14 protein-coding genes are annotated in these 20,258 nt (G+C 62.4%); 6 read left to right on the top strand and 8 right to left on the bottom strand.

What is annotated here, in order from left to right; all coding sequences use genetic code 11:
- Positions 1–20: 20 nt before the first annotated feature.
- The gene (locus tag HAHE_RS06980; RefSeq protein WP_338689713.1) at positions 21–545 is read left to right on the top strand and encodes a hypothetical protein; all 525 of its coding nucleotides are present in this window, start codon (positions 21–23) and stop codon (positions 543–545) included.
- 140 nt (positions 546–685) lie between these two features.
- On the opposite strand, the gene HAHE_RS06975 is transcribed toward HAHE_RS06980, so the two are convergent.
- The 5 genes from HAHE_RS06975 to HAHE_RS06955 all read right to left on the bottom strand — a co-directional run bounded on the left by HAHE_RS06975 (position 686) and on the right by HAHE_RS06955 (position 8,835).
- Entirely contained in the window at positions 686–2,959 is a 2,274-nt protein-coding gene (locus HAHE_RS06975) for a TIR domain-containing protein (protein ID WP_338689712.1), read from the bottom strand.
- A gap of 52 nt (positions 2,960–3,011) precedes the next feature.
- Positions 3,012–3,893 carry a hypothetical protein gene (locus HAHE_RS06970; protein ID WP_338689711.1) on the bottom strand — a complete coding sequence of 294 codons (882 nt, stop codon included), beginning with the start codon at positions 3,891–3,893 and terminating at the stop codon, positions 3,012–3,014.
- A 90-nt stretch (positions 3,894–3,983) separates the two neighbouring features.
- Positions 3,984–4,844, bottom strand: coding sequence for a hypothetical protein (locus HAHE_RS06965; protein ID WP_338689710.1), 861 nt, complete (start codon positions 4,842–4,844; stop codon positions 3,984–3,986).
- 22 nt (positions 4,845–4,866) lie between these two features.
- Positions 4,867–7,677 (bottom strand): hypothetical protein, encoded by a 2,811-nt coding sequence (locus HAHE_RS06960; RefSeq protein WP_338689709.1) that lies wholly within the window; start codon positions 7,675–7,677, stop codon positions 4,867–4,869.
- An 87-nt stretch (positions 7,678–7,764) separates the two neighbouring features.
- Positions 7,765–8,835 (bottom strand): putative peptidoglycan-binding domain-containing protein, encoded by a 1,071-nt coding sequence (locus HAHE_RS06955; RefSeq protein ID WP_338689707.1) that lies wholly within the window; start codon positions 8,833–8,835, stop codon positions 7,765–7,767.
- Positions 8,836–9,479: 644 nt separating this feature from the next.
- Here HAHE_RS06955 and HAHE_RS06950 point away from each other — a divergent pair.
- A complete protein-coding gene (locus HAHE_RS06950) occupies positions 9,480–10,169 on the top strand; it encodes a hypothetical protein (RefSeq protein WP_338689705.1) in 690 nt (229 codons plus the stop codon).
- Between the two features lie 19 nt (positions 10,170–10,188).
- Here the strand turns inward: HAHE_RS06950 and HAHE_RS06945 are convergent, their stop codons facing one another.
- Together HAHE_RS06945 and HAHE_RS06940 are read right to left on the bottom strand one after the other, a co-directional pair.
- Positions 10,189–11,757 carry a glycosyl hydrolase gene (locus HAHE_RS06945; RefSeq protein ID WP_338689703.1) on the bottom strand — a complete coding sequence of 523 codons (1,569 nt, stop codon included), beginning with the start codon at positions 11,755–11,757 and terminating at the stop codon, positions 10,189–10,191.
- An 88-nt stretch (positions 11,758–11,845) separates the two neighbouring features.
- Positions 11,846–13,081 (bottom strand): MFS transporter, encoded by a 1,236-nt coding sequence (locus HAHE_RS06940; protein WP_338689701.1) that lies wholly within the window; start codon positions 13,079–13,081, stop codon positions 11,846–11,848.
- Between the two features lie 350 nt (positions 13,082–13,431).
- Between HAHE_RS06940 and HAHE_RS06935 the strand changes: the two genes are divergently transcribed.
- Positions 13,432–14,661 carry a PQQ-dependent sugar dehydrogenase gene (locus tag HAHE_RS06935; RefSeq protein ID WP_338689699.1) on the top strand — a complete coding sequence of 410 codons (1,230 nt, stop codon included), beginning with the start codon at positions 13,432–13,434 and terminating at the stop codon, positions 14,659–14,661.
- Positions 14,662–14,669: 8 nt separating this feature from the next.
- On the opposite strand, the gene HAHE_RS06930 is transcribed toward HAHE_RS06935, so the two are convergent.
- Positions 14,670–15,134, bottom strand: coding sequence for an isoprenylcysteine carboxylmethyltransferase family protein (locus tag HAHE_RS06930; RefSeq protein WP_338689698.1), 465 nt, complete (start codon positions 15,132–15,134; stop codon positions 14,670–14,672).
- A 191-nt stretch (positions 15,135–15,325) separates the two neighbouring features.
- On the opposite strand from HAHE_RS06930, the gene HAHE_RS06925 reads away from it, so the two are divergent.
- The 3 genes from HAHE_RS06925 to HAHE_RS06915 all read left to right on the top strand — a co-directional run bounded on the left by HAHE_RS06925 (position 15,326) and on the right by HAHE_RS06915 (position 19,921).
- Positions 15,326–16,387 carry a serine hydrolase domain-containing protein gene (locus HAHE_RS06925; RefSeq protein ID WP_338689696.1) on the top strand — a complete coding sequence of 354 codons (1,062 nt, stop codon included), beginning with the start codon at positions 15,326–15,328 and terminating at the stop codon, positions 16,385–16,387.
- Between the two features lie 171 nt (positions 16,388–16,558).
- Entirely contained in the window at positions 16,559–18,451 is a 1,893-nt protein-coding gene (locus HAHE_RS06920; RefSeq protein ID WP_338689695.1) for a S8 family serine peptidase, read from the top strand.
- A gap of 105 nt (positions 18,452–18,556) precedes the next feature.
- Complete coding sequence (locus HAHE_RS06915; RefSeq protein ID WP_338689694.1) at positions 18,557–19,921, top strand: serine hydrolase domain-containing protein; 1,365 nt, start codon at positions 18,557–18,559, stop codon at positions 19,919–19,921.
- Positions 19,922–20,258 lie beyond the last annotated feature (337 nt).

The raw sequence follows: 20,258 nt of genomic DNA, 5'->3' as shown, positions 1-20,258 counted from the left end.
GAGTTCGCTTTCCTGGTATCATGAGTGAGATCAAATTCGCCTGCCCGAACTGCGACCAACACGTATCGGCCGGTCCCGAGTGGTTCGGTCGTGAGGTGGCGTGTCCCAACTGCCAGTTCATGCTGACGGTGCCGGGCGAACCGCAGGTTTCCGACGAGGAAGCGACGCCCCAGCCCGTTGCCGCCCGCCCGCCCGGCGGTGTCCGGTTTCTCGCGTGGTATTACCTCATCGGCGCGGCGCCCTTCATTCTGTTCGCATTGTTCGGGTTCACCATTCCGCCCGAGGAATTCACCAATCATCCTGAGTACATCGATCGGGATCGCGGGATGATTCAGGCACTGAAGGTTCTGATGTTCGGCGGCATGCTGCTCTATGCCGTGGCCCATGCCATCGCCGGAACGGGCCTGCTTCGCGGAAAAGGATGGGCCTACATCTTCGCTTGGGTTCTGACCGGTCTGGGACTGCTGCACCTGAATCTGTTCGCGGTGGCCGGCCTGATCGTGTGCCTCCGCAGCGACACCCGGGCCTATTTCGCGCGGAGCTGACCGCTCGGCTCGACGCTTGCCTGCGTGGCGAATCCGGGGATGGTCGCGGGCGTGAAGCCCTGGATCTAATCGGCGACTCGGTCTAGTCCGAGATCCCGTCTTGGGCCGGTGTAGGGAACAAACGGTTAAGCCCGTATGTCTTATCTTCCGGGCTCGGCCAGCCTTTCCAAGCCTTTGCCAATCAATCTGGCGATCTCGCCAAAGTCACCGGATCTGAGTAGATCCTCATTCTCTTCGTCGCTGAGTTTGTTTCGAAGGACCTCAGACAAGGAGGAGTCGTGGCGCGCCTGAATCAATTGCCACAGCTGGTCAAAAGCCTGCGTGGGACCAAGGCGGTCAGAGGCATCGTCCAATTGGTCAGCGAGCCAGCGGTAGACTTCCGGATCCCCAGACTGGCGCGCCTGATAGGCGACGCTGAGCTCGACGGGGCGGTCGACGGGTGGATTGAGCAACCACTCCCCAAGACGCCCGGCCGCGCCGCGGGTGGCTCGAACGACAAAGCAGGGGCGCTCCGCCAGGTAGGCATGGAGCATCTCCTCCCAAACACCGGGAATCATTCCCGAATACCTGCGGAGCTTGCCTCCGACAAAGAGGTGAGCAATCGGCTGGAACTCGAAGTTCTCCCGTTCGGGGGTGTCACAGGTGAAATCACCGCAGCGCCTGCGGCGCATCGCGGTGAGACAAACCGCGGTGTTCAGGATCTTCTGTCGCCGATGTTCCTCCTCGACGTGCTCCGGCCCCAGAATTTCGTCGGCCGGAATGCCTGCCATTCCTTGGGTAACGCAAAGAAACGAGCATGTGTTCACCCAGCGCGCCTCGTCTTCGATGGTGAAATCGAGGGAGTGCGGCCAAGCACTGAGATTGAAGAGTCGGGAAGGAAGGGTGTCTGCCTTCAGTCCTGGTTCACCGGATGGATTTCCATCGGTCTTGTCGCGTTCCGCGAGCAACAGACCGAGGAAAGTGTGGGTATAGTTCACCTTCGAGATCCACGGCTTATCGGGGTCATCCCACTTCGGGAGCCCTCCTCCGTAGAGCAGGGATATGTCTTTCTTGAAGAGTGGATGCAGGATGGCGGTCAGCAGCTCCACGGTGTGGTCGTCGCTGAACCCGGACTTCAGGATATCGCAGGCATTGCCTGCCGAGATCGCGAGGACCCTGCCTGCGAAGACTCCGGCCTTCCCGGAATCGTTACCGCCGCCGACGGATGCCGGTTCCTCGATTCGTGCGCCGAAGGCATGGAAACCGAAGTTTCCATACAGCGCCTGCAGTCCCTCAAGCTCGACGCTCGTGAGCCCGTGACCGGGATGATGGATGGTCACTCCCTTCGGGTGGTTGCGATCCACCTTGGCCAACTGCAGGAGTTGCTCGACCATTACCGGATCGGGCGGACGGTTGACGAGGAGCCTGCGTGGACCGTCGCTGTCCGGGAAACCGGACCGCTCCCGGCGCGCCAGAAGGCGGTAGAAATTGGAAAAGAGGATCTCCCGTAACAGGGTCACGACGGCGGACCGGGCGGCCTGCGGTTTCCACTGCACCGATGGCGCATGACCGAGCTCCGGTATCGTCCGCGCGACCTTGTTGCCTTCGAAATTGCTCACCACGACCGAGGGCATCACGGAGAACAATGCGGGACGGCCTGCTTCTTCTCCTGATTCCGAAATCCTCCTCGGCTCCAGAAAGTCCCGGATCTCCTTCCGGCACCACGGGCGGTCGGCGTAATGGTCGCCCTGCACGACCAGAAGGCCGGCTGACTCGGTCTGGAGAGCTTTCTCGATGACCTTGGCGAAGTCATGGCCATACGCGATATCGTTCTCGTCGAAGAAGGTATGCGCCTGGGTTTCGTTCTGGATGAAGCTCTTGATCTCTTTCGGGACATCCGTGCCGTCGGCTTTGGCGTGACTGAGGAATATCTTGATCGGATCAGTGACGCCCGGGCTGGCGATCCCCCGTAGCAGGAGGCAAAGCGCCTCGGTCAAGCGGCTCATCAGCACCTCGTCCGGTGCGTTTCCTGAGGGCCCCACCTTGCGGATGAAGTTCAGGCGCCGGACCGCTGACGGCATTTGATAGGCGGTGTCATGCAGGGCGATCGGGAGGAGGTGGCAGCGGGCTCCCTGCCAGTCCCCCGCCTCCGAGTCGCTGGCGGTGTTGGCCAGCTTCTCGATCTTCCTTCGCCAAGGCATGGAGGCCACCATGTTGGGCTCTACCAGCGGGATAATGATGTTGTGGTCGCAGTCCTCCTCCCGGATTTCAGGGAAACTCTCACCGAACGGATTCTCCGCGCACCTGAAGTAGACGGGAATTCCTTCCCCACTTGGCAACCGGAACCAGTGATAGATGTGCCTCGCCAAAGGGAGTCCCTCCGCGAAACTTTTGTGCCAGAGCACATAGATGCGGACGGGGGTACGTCGTCTCATCGGTCGTCGGAAATCCGGGAGGGGTGCAATTCGGGGTGTCGTCCGGAGCAGGCTACGCCTCGAAGGGAATCTTGAACGGCTTTGAGAGTCGTTCCGAGCCCTTCGGGTTCTCGATGTGAAGATGTAGGGTTTTCGGGCTGGCGGGTCGGTCGAGGTTGCTCAGTTCGATCGTCAACTTGTCATCGGAAAAGAAGCTGATCGTCAGTTCCTTGCCGTCGATGATCGCCTTGGCTCCTTCCTGAAAACCCCGGCCCTTGATCCGCAATTTCGTGGCGTTCTTCGGCACCGGCAAGGGATCGCAACTCTCGATCTCGGGCTGCACGTTGTCCAACTTGTCATTCCTCTGCGCATCGGCGTTGGTCTTGAAGAGCGTCTCGAAAACCTCCTGCAGCTTGTCGCTGGTTGTCTTGGAGAACCAGCCGCCCAGAAAACCGAGCGCGATGATGCCATAGTGGTTGATCGCGCCATCCGACATCGCGCTGGCACCGACCAGTCCGGCACTGAACACGACGAACACCGCGAAGCCGAGTGCTCCACCGATCCACGGCCGGAGCAGATACCAGGGAATCCAGGATCGCTTGAAGGACTCGTTCCCCAGATAGCTGGCCAGCGACTGGGCTGCGTGAATGAAGCTCCCGGCAACACCGGAAAAGAACGCGAGGAAAAGGAACAGCGTTCCGTTGGATTGCAAGGGCGCCTTGTGGACGAGGAAGTGAAAGCTCTTGTTGAGTACTTTGGCGTCCTCTCCGTCTGTGACCGCAGGGCCCGGGAAATTGATCGTCACGAGAATCGCGGAAACGAGTCCGACGAAGAACAGATAGAACATGACCATCCACCCCGTGATCAGGAGCGGGTCGGTCCCTTTCCAGAAGCGGCTCTCGTCGCGGGGTTCAGGAGAGGGATCGGGGGGAGGGGGTTTCGGTGTCTTGGGCATGGTCGGGGTAGGTTGGAGGGATTGATGCGTCGGTGCGGATTTGGAGCCGCCTGGAGTCGCTTGGACCGATTCTTTCGGTGTGTGCCACGATCACAATTTGTCGGAGTCGGTCCAGCCGATATCGATTCCCAAGCGGTGCTTGTTTCCCAAAAGGCGTCGGCCGACCCGGTCCATGTGGAATCGCCGGTATTCCGCTTCAGGTGTGCCGGGTTGTAGGTTGCGGGTTTCGGGCATCCGGTGGACTTGTAGCATCCTGGAGTTGGCCCGTTGGAAGGTTTCGACCCAGCGCGCATCGGCTTGCGGGTGTCGATCGGACTCAAAGAGTTGCACCGTCATGTCCGCGAAGATCGTGGAGAGATAGAATGCGAGCCCCGAATTCCTGTCGCGGATCGCGTCGCCGACTCCTGCGTCGAGCATGCCGAGGTAGGTCGAATCGAAACCGGATTCGGACGGAGCGATCGGCGGACTGCCAATGATCGAGTCGGAAGCCGCTTTCAGCGCCGTGGGTTTGTCACATGCCTGATACCAGAGCACGAGCGGCTCCCTTGACCGGTAGAGAATGCGGTCCCGACTGTCGAGGGTTCCGAGCGGGACGGAGTTCCAAGCGGCGCGGGCACTGATCGGCTCCTTTCGGACCGTATGGAGGATTGCGAGCCGGAACTGCAGGGGGCCGCTGATAGCGGGGTCGGGTTGTGAGGCGATCATCCGCCTCAAGCGGAACTCGGCATCTTCCTGCCTTCCAGCGATCGATGCCGCGGTTTTATCGCCCTCCGCCTTGCCAGCGACCGGGAAGTAGGGCTGGCCGGTTAGCGTTTCGACCGAGGCAATGTTTGCCGCGTTCGCTTCGGCTACAATGCGTTTGACGTCGGTTTGCGTGGCACACCCCTGGACGGCCAGGGCGGCGGTCGCCACAATCCCGAGGAGATGACGTGTGGAAAGGATTCGTTTCATGGTCGGCTGATGGATTGCCCTCTCATGCTGCGAGGATTTCGAGACGTTCTTCGATTTTGGCGACAAGTGCCTGCGCATCCGCCGGGAAGACGGCGCCGGAGGCCCACTCGCCCGCGACCGTTTCCAGAACCACCGGAAGGTCGGATGAGGAGAAACCATCTCCAATCCGGCGGAGGATCCCGGACAACGTCGCTGAGATCAAAGGCCCCAGTGATTGGGCGATGAGTGACCGGGCCGCATCCTGATCGAGACCCGACAGGAGCTGCTGCCCCTTGGCGGCGACTGCCCGGACTACCGCGCTCGTGAGTTCGGGCAGAATCGGAGCGATGATCCGGCGCGCGATTCGCGCGGGTTCGGCCTCCCCGGCGGTGGTCTCGCGGATGGCATCGATGGTCGACTTGAGCAAGGCGACCGCCACGCTTCCGTTCCCCGAAGTCAGCAGCGATTGGTTTTCGAGGAGGTCGAGCGCCGCGGCTTCGGCGACGGCCCGGACGGTCACTTCCGAGAACGGCGTTCCATCCAGCGCGCCTGCGACACAGGTCGCAACGGCGGCGATGGTTCTCGAATAGTCGGGATCGATGATCGAAGGGTCGGCAGCTACCGCCTGCAGCGCGCTTCTGAGTACTACGCTTGCGAGTGCTTCTGCGCTGATCTTGGACTGTATGCTGTCTCCGACGGCTTTCGTCACTCTACCTACAAGCTCGGCGACGCCCCGATGGACGTCTTCCTCGAGGAAGAACTCCGGGCGATCCGCCAACTCGCTGATCGTCAGACCGATCAGGCTCCGCAACCCTTCGGCAGTGAAGTGATTCACGACGTCATCCGAAGAGGCGGCTGCAAGCAATGCCTCAAGGGCTGCCCGGACCCGTCCGTCTCCGATGCCCGCGGTTACCTCGGCGGAATTGGTGGCGAAGTGACCGAGGACCACTTCGAAGTAGTGGACCCCTATCTCCCGCAGGTTGTCGGATCCGAGGCGGGTGCCTGACGGTGTGGCAACCACTGCCTCGCCGACTGCCTGCACGAGCAGGCGCAGCCATGACTCGTCGATGGTGCCGGCCATTGAAGGATCCTCCGACAAAGCCGTGGCGCCACTGCGGAGCACTCCCTCGATCCACGCGGTCGCCCCTTCCTTGTCGAGCAGGACAGCCACCCCGCTGGTTCCAAGGCCACCGACTGCGCCTTGGACCACCGCACTGAGCCAAGTTTCCGAGATCCCGTCCTGTATGAGCGACGGATCATTGGCAAACACGGAGGCTGCGGCGTCGGCCACCGCGATTGCGACACGCTTCAAACCGTCCGCGTCCAGTGTGCTCTGCAAACCGGGATCGGTGATCGCGACGACGATGGCCGGAGCGATCTGGCGGAGCCAGCTTTCGCCGACGGCGCCGTCCAATAGCGAGGGGTTGAGAGCAGCCGCGCGTGCTGTCGTGTGGATCACCTCCCGGGTCAGTGACGCGAGACCATCCGCGGTCAGCGTCTTTTGAAGCCCTTGGTTGCCCAAGACGGTCGCCGCGTGCCCGACCAACTCCCTGAACCACGGCTCGTCGATCTTTGCTTCTATGAGGCCTTTGTTCTCCACCACGGCGGTCACCGCCGCGTCCGCGAGCGAAGCGACCAGATCCGAGGAACCACTGCGAAGGAAAGCCGAGTCAGGACTTGATGAAAGTTGGTGCAGCACGCTTTGGAGCACTCGGCTCGCCAGTGAGGAGCCTGCCCCGCCGAGTAGTTCGTCCGCATGCGTGTTGATGCTCGAGAACGCGCCCCGGAGCAGATCGCCCCAACGGTGGCGGACGAAATCCCTGAGCGCGCCTTGGCCCTGGTCCTCGCACGACTTCAGCAGACCGGCCACTTGCTTCAGATAAGTGGCACTGAGCCTCTTGATCTCAGCACGGTGCCCTGCGCCGGCACCCCCTCCGGCTTGTCCGGCTGCCGTCTCGAGAAGCACGGCCACCAGACGGGGATAGCCTTTGCCTTGGAAGAGGCTCAGGACGAAAGTGTCGAAGCCGATCCCTTCGTCGCCGTCCAGCTCGTCCCTGAGTGATGCAACCGCACCCAGAAATTCTTCAAGCCAGGCATTGTCGAGGTCCAGCGCGTCCCGTGCATCCAGCACTCCGGAGAGAGTGGAGCTGAATCCAACCCGGAGCACGTCTTTGGCGCTCAGATTGCCTTCGTGTACATTGGCATCTCCGAAACTGACCAAAACCTTCTCCACAATCACCTGAAGCTTCGCGTCTTTGGTAATCAGTCCGGCATTGCTGGCCCCGAAATCCGCGAGGAGATCGAGCAGAAGCTTCGTCAGTCTCCAGACCGTTTCCTTGTTCCTGTCGACGGAGTCGCCGCCGGTTGCGCTGAGGCGGAAAACGGCTCGCATGCTCTCGGGCTCATTGATCCATGCCGGATGATGCTTGCGCACCCAGTCGATGTAGCCCTGGTCCTCCGAAGTCAGGTTGCCGACGACGATCGCTCTCGCGTCCCCGGGATCATCGAGGCGGGCTTGCCACCGATGCCGAAGCATCAGTGCGAAGACAGCGTAGTGGCGTTTGTAGGCCGTAACGAGTTCCTCGCCCGAGAACCCGTTCTCCGCTTTCACGAGCTCGCGGATGTCTTCGCGATCCTGTTTCGTTCCGAGGTCGTGAAGGTCCTCGTCTTCAACGAGGAAATCGAGGAACTCCTGCACGTTCGCCGGCGTGACGTTGGTCGCTGTCGGAATCGGGAGGGAGAGCGCGTCCTCCCGGGCGACCTTGGCGGCGGCGATGAGGTCGATCTCCCGCCCGATGCGGATGATGCCGTTTGCAAGGGCGAGTGCGGAGGCAAGGGTCAGGCTGAAACTCATGATGGTTGTTACTTCGGGAGGGAACGAGGTCTCGAAGGGGCGCAGGCGCATCGGGCCCGCGGCGGAAGGCGTAAGTTCAGGCAGCCCTCAGGCAAGGCTCCGCGAGAACGCGAGCGCCTTGTCCCAGCGGTTGACCAGACCTTTCCAGAACTTGCTGGTTTCGTCTCGTTTCACATACTCGCGTTCATACCGTTCCCGTGCAGCCCGAAGTTCGGCGAGAAAGGCGACAGGCTTCGCTTCGGCCGTGGCAAGAGCGCCCAGGGTCTGCGGCCCGACCAGGCCGTCGACGTCGCTCTTCTTGAACCCCAAGGCCAGTTGGAGGATCTTGGCGGCGCCACCCGGCCCTCGGTTCCACATCGAATCCCGCAGGTAGGACTCGACTCCGTAGTTAACAGACCAGCGGGCCGCCGCGTCGGTGTAGGTCGCGATGTAAATGACCGCCAGCGCCTCCGCCCGGTCTGGGTTCTTCTGGGTCTCGATCATCCGCTTCAACTTCGCAGCCATCTCCGGATGATACTTCTCGTTAATGCCGGCGATCTCGTAGGTGCCGCCACCGTCCCCGGAAGGCAGCTTGTAAACGATGATCTTGCCCTTGTTGTTGCGGCGTGCCTCGAAGTCGACGATCTTCTTGCAGATCCCCAGACGGACTGTCTCTTCAGTGGAATCGTCTTCCAGCAGCCGGGTGACCTCAGGTGTGTCAAGAAGAGCGTCGAGACTCCCCCTCAGCATCTGCCAGTCATCACCGTCGATCCCAAGATGTTCGACGACGGAGCTTAGTACTTCGATTTGGTGGGCGGCGGAATTCCCGGGGGAACTGGAGGTTCCGAACCCGATCTTGGCACTTTCCAGCAGAAAGCGCTTCCAGGTGGCGGGGGTGGTGATCTTGCCGGTGGAGCCCAGATCCTTGAGCGTCTGTTCGGTTGCCTGTTCGGTCTGAGGCCCCCATTGCCCGTCGATCACAACCTCGTGCCCGTGAATATGGGTCAGGACGCCCTGGAGGAACAGGGTATACGAGCGGGAACTCGTTACGAAGTCCACAGGGCGCCCCAAATCGAGATGGTAGTGGTCGTGGTGGGCGGAATTGTAGAGATAATTCAAACCGAGTCCGAAATACCTGCGAAAGATGCACTCTATCGACAGATAAAAGGTTGGATCCATTGGGAACTCTTTCGTGACGAATTCCCTTTCGGGCCAAAAAATAGCGTCGATATCCACCGCGAGGCCCTTGCCATGCTGGCCGGGCTTATTCACGAAGGTGCCTGCCGAGGTGATTAGTTGCGGCTTTCCGAGGGGGCATACTTCAGAGAGTTCACGAACAGCGTCCGTTAGAGCAGGGAGGAGACGGGCATCGCACCGGAAGACATGGGGCTTGCCTCTTGATCCGTACGGGGCAACGGGAGGTCGGGCGTAGTGAAAAGGCACGCCGTCAATGTCCGAAAATGAAGTGAGCTGTGACATGGTTTAACTTTGCCGAATAGATGTTAGAGAAAGAAGGACCTAACTTAGAGTGGTCCTCGTCCATTCTGGCAAGTCGAATGTTGTAAAGAGTTCATGATATAGGTTCGCTTCCGGGACAGGGTGACGTGATGTTCGGCTGGTAGATATTTGGTTTGATAGAAAATCAAAGTTAGTTTATATCATTGCGTTTTATGATATCGGATCTGGATGGGGTTTTGCCATGAGGCGTATTGATTCGCCGAGGTGTTGGAGGGCGGATGCGGCAATCGTCACACGCCCCCGCCGAGTACTGACCCTTCGGCTCGACGCTTGCCTGCGGGGCGAATCCGGGGATGGTCGCGGGCGTGAAGCCCTACGTGCAACTCGCAGAAGCCCGTCTGGCCGACGGCACCGTCTTTTCCCTGCACAAGCACGACGGGCGGTTCTATCTGAAGAACGACGGGCGCGAGCTGATGAGCACCCGGATGACCTACTCCGAGCAGTTGATGGCGGAGTTGGGATGTGCGGGCATTGCGGACGGCCGAAGCGGACGTCCTGCTCACCCCCGGGTCCTGATCGGCGGGCTAGGCATGGGCTTCACCCTCAAGCGGGCGCTCGAGGTGGTCGGCCATCCGGCCACGATCGAGGTCGCGGAGCTGATGCCGGAGATCGTCGAGTGGAACCGAACCTTTCTCTCCGAGCACAACGGGCCGGTCCTCGAGGATGAACGGACACGCGTGTTCCAAGGCGACCTTTTCGAGTGTCTGGCGAAGTACGGGAAGCATAGTCTCGACGTACTGCTGGTCGATATCGATGACGGCCCCGACATGCTGATCACCGAGGGAAACTCGCGGCTCTACACGCCGTCGTTCTTCTCCAAGGTTCGCGAGGTGCTGAAGCCGGAAGGTTGCGCGGCCTACTGGATGGCGCATCCGACGCCTGCGTTCGAAAAGAAACTCGTGCGCGCCGGGTTCCGCGTCGAAGCCCACCCGGCGAAACCGCACGAGAAGTCGAAGAAGCCGCGCCACTGCATCTACGTCGCGCGCTCGAAGTGAGGCAGGATGCCGCGGGGAACTATCGACCGTATTTCGGCTGCAGGAAGAAGACCGGCGATCGTTGGTCGCGGTAAGCGACACCGGCCGGGGTGAGCGATCCGTCGCCGCGCACCAGCATGCGGCAGTCCTCGACCCAGTTGAAAAGGGCGTAGCGCTCGACGAAGGGTGTCTCGTCGAGCATCTTGATCATCGCCTCGATGGCTTCCTTCTGCTGGCGGTCATTCGGGTGCGGCGTGCTCGTCCAGTTCGCTCCGTTGTTCCACTCGGTCACCCACAGAGGCCGCTTCACCCGGTCGTGAATACGTTGGAGGAAATCCCTTAGCTGGTTTGCGGCAGCCTTCGCGTCGTTCGGATTGCCGACACCGCGGTAGTAGTGGACGGCGACAAAATCGACCCGCAGGTTGGCTTTCTCGGCCTTGTCCATGAACTCGTAGAGCCAGCCGAGACCGCCGTCCGAGGTGGATGGCGAGCCGAGCCGCAGCCCGGTTCGCAGCAGTTCTGGCCAGCCGGCGATGGCATCGTCGACCGACATGTTCGCCTGGTCGGGACGGTCGGGCTCGTTGAATCCGAGCAGGTGGTTCACGCCGAGTGCGTTCCAGTCGTGGCCGAGCCCGGGCCACCAGCGCTTCTGCTTGATCGCCACATACTCGAGATCGAGCGACGAGCGGTCGCTGATGTTCCAGTTGTAAAACCAGCCGACGTTGAGGTTCTGGTGGATGCCTCCGGCGATGCCCTTCTTGGCTGTCCACTGCCATGGAAACACGCGGACGAACCGGACGCCGTTTTCAAGGCCCTCGGGCATCCGGTCGATCACCACGTCGTGGTCCTGCGCGACGTAGTTCCGGCTGATACCGGTTCCGTCCTCATTGGCGGCAAAGGTCGCCATGTATCCGCGCCTCAGGATGAAGGAGCCGACCGGGCCTTGCAGCGCGCCGAGTTCTTTCTCGCCGTAGCTGACGCGGCATTTCAGGTCGAGCGACTCGCCCGCTTGTGCCGGGTTTCGGAAGACCGTCAGGGCGGGGAAATCCGGAGTCTGCGGGATGATCACGCTGCCGTCGGCATAGCGGACGACACGGACGTTGGTATCGAGTTTGGCGGGAACTCCATTGACCAGCATGCGGTCGAGGAAGGTCGAGACCACGGCAGACGGTTGGATGCGCTCAAGAAAGAGCCAGCCGTCGGTGGCGGTGAAGTGGACCGAACTTCCCCGCAGCGGATCGCCGCCGCCCGTGACCCGGACTTCCGTCGCGGCCGCCGGGGTGATGAGGGTGTCGGTGAGGGTTTCGGACTCCTGCTTCTTGTAACCGCTGGCGCGTTCGACCGGCTTGCCCGGAGAGATCAGCGGCTTCTTCGATTCGGCATCGGCCGTCAGCAAGCCGATGAACTGTCGGTCCGGCTTGCTGAAGTTCGCGAGCGGCAGCTCGAAGCTCTTGCCGTTCTCGCCGCGGAGCACGACGTAGCCGTTGCTCTCGGCCACAAAGTCGGCCTCCACCGCATCCTTCACCCCGGGAAAGACCCACTGTCTCGCTCGGGCCGGGACCAGCCCGGCAAGGAGGGCGAGGGTGAGATTCGGGAGGAAGCGGTTCATCGGGATGTCCCAGAAATAAGAAAGCGGTTCCGCATTGGAAAGGGAGATTCCCGGCAGCGGCGCAGGCTGCCGGGAATCGGATGGAGTTTCAGCCGGCTTCTTCGGAAAGCGAGCCTACCGGCTCCGGCAGCTCTTCCTTCGTCCGTTGCCGGCACCCGGCGACACTGGCCGCTGCCAGTGCGCCGAGCCCGCAGCAGGCGATCCAGAGCAGGGCGGGTGAGTGTTCGAACAACGCCAGCCCGGCCGCCGGGCCGATCATGGTCGCGCTGCTCCACGCCACGCCTAGCACGCCCATGAAACGTCCGCGCATGTCGTCGGGCGCCAGGGTCGCGATGAAACTGTGGGCCACCGGCAGGGCGATCATCTCGCCGAGCGTGAACAGCACCATCACCGCCACCAGCAAGGGCATGGCTCCGCCGAAGGCGCTGAGTCCGATGCTCAGGCCGACGATCAGGTAGCCGATACTCATCACGCGCGGCGCGGCGAAGCGTCTTGTCAGCGAGGTCAGCGGCAGCTCGAGAGCGACGATCATCAGGCCGTTGAGCGCCATCAGCCAGCCGTAGACCTTTTCGCTGTAGCCGCCGACCACGGTCACGTGGAGGCCCCATGTGCTGCTGATCTGCCAGAAGACCATGGCGATGCAGAACGAGGCGAAGACCGCGCGCAGGTAGGCACCGTTCGAGCGCATCGAGCGCAGGGCGACGCCCCAGCCGGCGTTGGTGCGTGATGCCTTTCTGCCGGCCGGCAATCCGACCAACACCAGCAATCCGAGAGCCGCTGTCGTCGCGGCGTCGATCACGAACAGCCAGACGAACGAATGCGTCGCGAGCGCGCCCGCGGTCATCATGCCGAGGGCGAACCCGAGGTTCACTGCCAGCCGTTGGCAGCCGAAGGCACGCACCCGTAACTCAACCGGAACGAGATCTGCGAGCAGGGCGCTTGCGGCGGGGAAATACATCGCGCTGACCAATCCGACCATCCCGCTCAGCACGATGATCGACCCCGCGGTGTGGGCTTGCGAGAGGGCAAGCATCGCCGCCGCGGCGCTCATGCACGAGAACAGGATCGTCGGCTTGCGGCCGATCCGGTCGGCGCAGTATCCGCCGCTGATGTTCGCCAGCAAGCCGCCCGCACCGTACGCCGCGAGGGCAGCGCCGGTGACCCATGCGTCGTAGCCCTCGCGCTTCAGGTACAGCGCGAGGAACGGGATCACGAAGTGCCCGAAGCGGTTGATCAGGGTGCCGCTGAAAAGGATCCAGTAGCTGCGGGGGAGCCGCCGGAGGTCGCTCCAGAGGCTCGCATGGGGTGGGGCATTGGCATTCATGGGGACAAAAAAAGCCCCGCTCACCGGAATGGTGGCGGGGCTGTGGAAAGGAAATCTGTGGAATCAGAAACTAACGCTCAGCAGGCCCGCCTCGGCCTTTGATGAAAAGGGTGGTTTCGGTACGGACGGAAACGTCACCGCAGGCATACCACGACTGGTCCGCACCCATTGGGGAGCACGGACGGAAGTGGTTGGCTTGGAGCTGCGGATTCATGCGAGCGGGCGGAGGTGTATCACGAACCGCTGATTTGCCAAGGCTGCAGTTCCGCGGCTCGGGGATTTGACTGTCCGATCACGACGTGACGCCCGCCTTTTGATACGAAGTCCGGGGCGGACCGGTATTCACTGCGATGCGCCGGATCCGCTGCCTCTTCTCGCTCGCCTTGCTGGGTTTCTCCACGGCCTTTGGCAGCGCTTTGCCGGAAGGGTTCGTCGAGGAGCGCTTCGTCGACAACCTGCGCTCGCCGTCGGCGATGGCTTTCGGTCCGGGCGGCAACCTGTTCGTCGCCGAGCGGGTCGTGGGGGAACTGCGAATGGTGAATGCGAAAGGGAAGCTCCGCGCCGAGCCGGTTCTGCGCGTCCTGACACCGCGCAAGCGGGACGGCAGCATGCTGGACGGGCGAGGCCATCGGTCCGGAGGGCTGCGCGGTTTCGCCTTCGATCCGGAGTTTCCGGGGGAGCCGTATCTTTACGTGTTCTACATGCACGACGCTCCGCGACACAACCGGCTCAGCCGTTTCACCCTGACCACCGACGGTACGATGCGTGCCGTAGACGGGAGCGAGAAGGTGCTCATCGATCTTCCCTTTCGTGAAGGTGGTGAAACCGGCGGCAGTCACAACGGGGGAGCGGTCCTCTTCGGGGCCGACGGGAAACTCTACGTCACGACCGGCGACGGATTCGACCGCAAGCATGACTCCGTCCAGTCGCTGGAGACCTTCACCGGCAAGGTCCTGCGCCTCAACCGCGACGGATCGATTCCCGATGACAACCCGTTCCGTGGAGAAACTCGTGGAGCCCACCGGTCCATCTACGCGTTGGGTCTGCGGAACCCGTACGCGCTCGCGCTGGATCCCTCGACCGGCACGATGCTGCTCAACGACTGTTCCGGTCGTCGTAAGGCCGCGATCTACAAGTTGGAGGCAGGCGCGAACTTCGGAGTGAGCTTGGACACCGGACTGATCCCCGCGTGGAAGGAGAGCTATGTCGGCCGTCGGTCCGAGCCGGTCGCGGATGCGGCGATCGGGAAGCTCGATTGGCTGGTCACCGGCGGGGCTTGGTATCCGAAGGGAGGGTCGTTCCCCGAGGAGTATCACGGCAGCTACTTCGTGGCGCTGTGGGGATTCAACAACGACCGACCCGGAGCGATCCACCGTCTTACTCCCGGGCGAGGCGGGAAGGTCGTGCCGTTTGCGTCAGGTGTAGGTCTGCCGAAGGATCCCAAGCAGGATCCGGTGTTCCTGACCTCGGCGCGCAAGCCGGCGTCCCTGGCGGTCGGTCCGGACGGCAATCTGTATTGGCTCGGCACAACCTATCGCACCTCGCGAGGGGCCGTTTATCGCATCGCGTGGCGGGACTGACGGGGCTCTCAGTAAAGCCACGGGAACAGCCGCTTCACCCGACTGGCGTAGTCGTCGTAATCAGGAAACTTCTCTCGTAGGAGCCGTTCCTCGAGTCGGGCCTTGGCGTCGAGGAGGACGAACATCGCCAACGCAAGTCCGAGACCGGGAAAGCTGCGCCAGCCGAGCGCCCACGCCAGCGACAGGAGCACGAGGCTGGTGTAGAGCGGGTGTCGGACGATGGCATAAGGCCCGTGGCGCACGAGTTGTGAATCGGGAAGCGGCTGCGGAAAGATGGTCCGGTAGCGGCCGAGCGTGGCCTTCGCGGTGATGCCGAAAAGGGCACCGGCGAGGAAGAGGGGGACGGCGATCCAGACACTCACGTTCCCGGACCACTGTTCGCGCCATATCGGCCCGGCGGCGACAAAGGCCGGCATCAGTAGCCACTGGATCACTGCCCAGACGCCACCCCGTTGCCAAAATCCGGACTCCATCCCGCCCGACCTTGCCGAACGGAAAACCCCGCCGCAAGCCGAGCCGGAGCTCCCGATGTCATGGGATCTGATAGGCGGAGTGGTGAACCGGCGTTGGGAATGGTCGGGTCATGTCGTCGCCAACCGTTTCACGCCGCCGGTGCTTGCTACAGCTCGCCACCGCTGCAGGAGGGGCAATCCTTCCTTCCCGCGTGGCGGCCGACGAGGTCCCGAAGCCGACCGACGCGCAGCGTGCCTCGATGGAGAAGCTCGCCCGGAAATTCATGGGCGACTTCAAGGTCCCCGGGCTTTCCATTGCCTTCGCCCATCGCGAACGGCCTTCGTTTTCGACGAGCTACGGCTTTGCCGATGCGGAGTCGCGCGAGGAACTGACAGCCGATCACCGCTTCCGCATCGCCAGTGTTTCGAAACCCCTGACCTCGATCGCCTTGTTCCAACTGATGGAAGACGGGAAGCTGGCTTTGGACGACAAGGTCCTCGGTCCGCAAGGCCGGTTGGGGATGGAAATCCCTGAACTCAAACTCACGCCCCGGCTTCGCTCGCTCACCGTGCACCACCTCCTCACCCACACCGGCGGCGGTTGGGGAAACCAGCGGAACGATCCGATGTTCCGCAACCCGAAGCTCGATCATGCGGCATTGATCGAGAGTACGCTGCGCGACGATCCCCTGCAGCACGATCCGGGGGAGCAGTATGCCTACTCGAACTTCGGCTACTGCCTGTTGGGTCGGATCATCGAGAAGGCTGCGGGTGTCTCCTACGAAGGTTGCGTGAAGGACCGGTTGCTCAAGCGTTGCGGGATCGATGGCATGGAGATCGCCGGCAACACACGCGACGAACGACGTCCGGGCGAGGTCGTTTATCACTCGCGTAACGGCGACCGTCCGTATGCCATGAATGTCCGGCGCATGGATGCGCACGGCGGTTGGATCGCCCGGCCATCGGAGTTGATCAACATTCTGGTGCGGGTCGATGGCGGGAAAGTCCGCGCAGATGTGCTCAAGCAACCCTCCGGCGAGCGGATGTTCACGGCCAGCACCGCGAATCCCCGCTATGCCTGCGGTTGGGCGGTCAATCAGGTGCCGAACCGCTGGCACAATGGCAGTCTTCCCGGAACGGCGTCCATTGCCGTCATTACCGCCTCCGGCATGTGCTGGGCCGCGATGACCAATGCCCGGACTCCCGGGATCGGACCGGCCCTCGACCGGTTGATGTGGGACTTGGCCCGCTGCGTTCCCGACTGGAAGGCGTGAAGGGTCGGTGATGCGCTGGGGATTTGGCCCCGGCCGAACCGGATTTCAGGCATCCGGGAAAAATGCCGGCAAATTTGAAATCGGCTGCCCGGGATGGCGAATGGGGGATGGCGCCAACCGCATCCGCGGGACCAACCGGCGGCCCAAGCAACCTCATCCGTCAATCCGACCATGCAATCCCGATTCGCCTTCAACTGTCTGCCGGTCACCATCGGCACGATCATTGCCACCGCCTGCCTGGGGGGCGCCCAACAGCGCCCGGATCAACGTGCGGAGCCTCGTCCGGATGAGCGGGGGCCGGTGTGGCGCCGAGTCCTCGAGGAGAAGACTCCGCCGGGAACCCGCATGTCATCGGCCCTGCATCAGATCGGCCGATTCCAGAAGGGTGCGGACCGGGAACAGGTCCAGAAGATGATCCGGCGCAAGGGGCTGGCCCATCGCGCCGACGGCAAGATCCAGGTGGAGATCGTGATGAACGGGGATCCCAAGCCGGAGATCGATCCGGACCTTCTCCGCGACCTCGGACTCGAGATCAATCTCGTGCGAGGGAACCGCGCCGACGGCTGGCTCAAGGCCGCGGATCTGATCCCGTTCTCCGCCAAGCTCGGCAACGACTACCAGGTGTCCGGGGTCACGAAGGAGACCACCAACGACGAAGGCCCGGCGCTCGTGAAATCTCTCGGTTATCAGGTCGGCGGCGGCGATGGCACCGGCATCAAGGTGGCGATCATCGACAGCGGCTTCACCGGTCTTGCCGCGGTGTCGAACTCCGGGACCGCTCCGGGTGCCTACACCGCGATCGACTTCACCGGCAACGGTCTGGAGGCGAACGACAACATCCACGGCACGGCGTGTGTCGAAGCCGTCTATGACCATGCTCCCGGTGCGACCTACTTCATCTACAGGACCTCGGGAGGCACCCAGTTCGCGGCTGCGGTCGACGATGCCATCGCGAACGACGTCGACGTCATCACCTGCTCGCTCGGTCCGCACAATACCGGATGGGACGACAATTCGGGGGTCTACTGTGAGGCGGTGGTCGCGGCGCTCGACGAGGGTATGCTCTTCTTCACCACCGCGGGGAACGAGGCGCTGAAGCACTGGCAGGGTGACTTCAGCGATCCGGATGCCGACGACTGGCACCATTGGTCCGGCGCGGACGAGAAGAACTTCATCACGGTGGCCGCGAACAACGCCGACGGCGACAACGACAACAGCAAGGTGGCGGTCTCGCTGCAGTGGGACGGCTCGCCCGACAACGATGACTACGACCTCTATCTCTTCGACTCGAACGACCAACTTCTCGACTCATCCATCGCCGCCAGCGGGTTCGAGTATCTGAGCTGGACGAATGAGTCCGAGGATCCGGTGGACGTCTACATCGCGATCCATCACTACGACGGCAACACGCCCGAGTTCGAGATCTTCGTTGAGAAGCAGCCGTTGACCTATGCCGTGGCCGCCAGCTCGATCGAGTGCCCGACAAACGTCACGCATGCGAACGCGATCTCGGTCGGTGCCGTTCATCGCAACGACTACAACGAGCCGCCTGGCGCCGACGTGCTCACCAGCTACAGCAGCCACGGACCGACCAACAGCGGGAACCAGGCGCCGGACATCTGCGCGCCGACGTCGACGACCACGCTGATCACCGAAGGGGGCTTCAGCGGCACGAGCTGCTCGGCTCCGAACGCGGCGGGTGCCACGGTGGCGTTCTGGTCGGAGCATCCGCACCTCAGCGCGACCGGTGTCCGGCAGATCCTCTTCCGTCTGGCATCGATGAACAAGGATTGGGGAAATCCCGGGGTCGACTACCAGTATGGCTACGGCGGACTGGTGCTGGATGATTTCCTCCCCGAGTCCCACTACGTTTACCGTAGCGCCAACAATCTGGCGGGCACCGCCGACCGCGCCTACTACGACCTCGAGCAGGCCGACGCCGCCGTTCCCGCGGGCGCCAACGTGAAGATCCTCGGCCAGACCTATCCGGTTCCGCAGGCGGGTGTCCGCCTGAGTCATCCCGCGACCTACCGCTCGCTGCGGCTGGATGCCGTCGTGGAATGAGCACGCCCGATCGAATTTGCCATCTTTTGAAACCGGCGTCCCCGAACTGCGAAGAGACGGGCGCCGGTCACACTCCCAAATCCGAATCCCAAACGACCAACCATCATGAAACTACCGAACTACGCACCCCTTGCCGCCGCCCTCGCCGTCCTCTCCATGTCGGCTGAACTTTCCGCATACAATCCTCCCATCAGCGGGCATCCGGATCCGACTTTCGCCTTCGTCGATAGCATTGTCCTCGAGAAGATGGACGACTTCGGCATCAACGGTTGCACCGTTGGCATCTCCAAGGATGGGCGGGTGATTTACCAGCGCGGGTATGGGTGGAGGAACTCGGGCAAAACCCAGCCGCTGCCGGAAAACGCGACCATGCGGCTCGCGAGCGTCTCGAAGGTTTTCGTGATCGAATCGATCAACAAGCTCAAGGCCGCAGGGCTCGATGAGAACACCCCCGTTTTCGACCTTGGACAGGAGGGCGGGGGAATTCTCGACATCGATCCGTGGCCGTCGCTCCAGGACGAGCGCATGAAACAGATCACGGTGAAACATCTCGTCGACATGAAGGCGGGCTGGGCGACCGACCACGTCTGGGAAACCCAGCAGATCTACGAGGCCATGGGTCTCGACGGCGATGAAGGCCATCCGCCGCCGGTCACGCTCGAGGAGATGACGCGTTACGCGCTCGGGCGGAACCTCGCGACCGATCCGGGTGCGGGGGATGACGAAGGGGAAGCGGTCTATTCCAACTTCAGCTTCAACGTTCTGGTCATGGTGATCGAGGAACTGACCGGGCAGAACTACTACACCTACCTGCGCCAGAACCTCGTGGGTCAGAGCCGGTGGGTCCCGGTCACCGACTTCTACCTCGCCCAGCCGTTCAGCGCCCTCGGGCTGCGTGAACCCCACTACTTCTCCGAGGTGGAGTCGGCCAATCTCTACGACCCGGATTTCAACAACGTGCCGATGCCCTACGGTGGCATGAACAACGAGGCAATGTATGGATCGACCTTCATCGTCGCGAGCGCCGCATCGCTGCTCTCTTACATGGAGGACTATGACCAACGGTGGATCGGCGACATGCCGGGAAGCAGTTCGACGATCATCGATTCCTCGACCGTTCCCGGAGTCGACATCGCGGTGATTTGCAACGAGAGGTTGGACGGAATGGCGAACCAATGGATCGGCGACATTATTGGCCAGGCGGTCGATGCCCAACTCGGGGGAGTCGTCAACTGGCCGACGCTGCGGGTCGATGGCCAGTGGATCGGCTGGGAGCCGGGCGACCCGATGTCGGGAATCGGCAGCTACGACACCGCCTACGGCAGCCTCGAGAAGGCGATGAACCACGTCACCGGCGGCACGCGGCTGAAGTTCCATCCCAGCGAGCAGCCCTTCACCGGAACGCTCAACAAGAAGCTCCGTCTCGATGCTCCCTTTGGTCCGGCCAAGCTCGGCGTTCCGGGTCCGTGAGCGTTGAGGAAAGGCTGCTGCTGGTCCCGGCTTGGTGCGATTGGTAACCCATCTCGGCTGCGATGGATCGGCCTCACGCGGAGTGCGTTTGGAAAACTAACCTTAGCGAAAAGGGCAGGCTTCCCTCGGCTAAAACAAACCAATCGGCCTCGAAGTCCTGACAGTAGTGGTGAGTCGAGCTCCTGACGCGTAGCTTGAGATTGTCTGCGGTGCACGATCGAGATATCGGCCCGTCCTCCCGAGATTCGTGATCTAGGCGCTCTGCCCCGCCCCGGCGAACGCCAGACCCCAACCATGATCCCGCAGCCCTGCAGGATGACGCGGACAGGCACTTCCA

Origin of the sequence: Haloferula helveola (assembly GCF_037076345.1) — a bacterium.
Taxonomy (GTDB): Bacteria; Verrucomicrobiota; Verrucomicrobiia; order Verrucomicrobiales; family Akkermansiaceae; genus Haloferula; species Haloferula helveola.
The sequence above is the reverse complement of the archived record's forward strand: the minus strand, read 5'-3'. Positions and strand labels throughout refer to the sequence as shown.

Coding starts and splice junctions, on each gene's coding strand:
- HAHE_RS06980 (WP_338689713.1), top strand. CDS start 21: ATGAGTGAGATCAAATTCGCCTGCCCGAACTGCGACCAACACGTATCG.
- HAHE_RS06975 (WP_338689712.1), bottom strand. CDS start 2,959: ATGAGACGACGTACCCCCGTCCGCATCTATGTGCTCTGGCACAAAAGT.
- HAHE_RS06970 (WP_338689711.1), bottom strand. CDS start 3,893: ATGCCCAAGACACCGAAACCCCCTCCCCCCGATCCCTCTCCTGAACCC.
- HAHE_RS06965 (WP_338689710.1), bottom strand. CDS start 4,844: ATGAAACGAATCCTTTCCACACGTCATCTCCTCGGGATTGTGGCGACC.
- HAHE_RS06960 (WP_338689709.1), bottom strand. CDS start 7,677: ATGAGTTTCAGCCTGACCCTTGCCTCCGCACTCGCCCTTGCAAACGGC.
- HAHE_RS06955 (WP_338689707.1), bottom strand. CDS start 8,835: ATGGATCCAACCTTTTATCTGTCGATAGAGTGCATCTTTCGCAGGTAT.
- HAHE_RS06945 (WP_338689703.1), bottom strand. CDS start 11,757: ATGAACCGCTTCCTCCCGAATCTCACCCTCGCCCTCCTTGCCGGGCTG.
- HAHE_RS06940 (WP_338689701.1), bottom strand. CDS start 13,081: ATGAATGCCAATGCCCCACCCCATGCGAGCCTCTGGAGCGACCTCCGG.
- HAHE_RS06935 (WP_338689699.1), top strand. CDS start 13,432: ATGCGCCGGATCCGCTGCCTCTTCTCGCTCGCCTTGCTGGGTTTCTCC.
- HAHE_RS06930 (WP_338689698.1), bottom strand. CDS start 15,134: ATGGAGTCCGGATTTTGGCAACGGGGTGGCGTCTGGGCAGTGATCCAG.
- HAHE_RS06920 (WP_338689695.1), top strand. CDS start 16,559: ATGCAATCCCGATTCGCCTTCAACTGTCTGCCGGTCACCATCGGCACG.
- HAHE_RS06915 (WP_338689694.1), top strand. CDS start 18,557: ATGAAACTACCGAACTACGCACCCCTTGCCGCCGCCCTCGCCGTCCTC.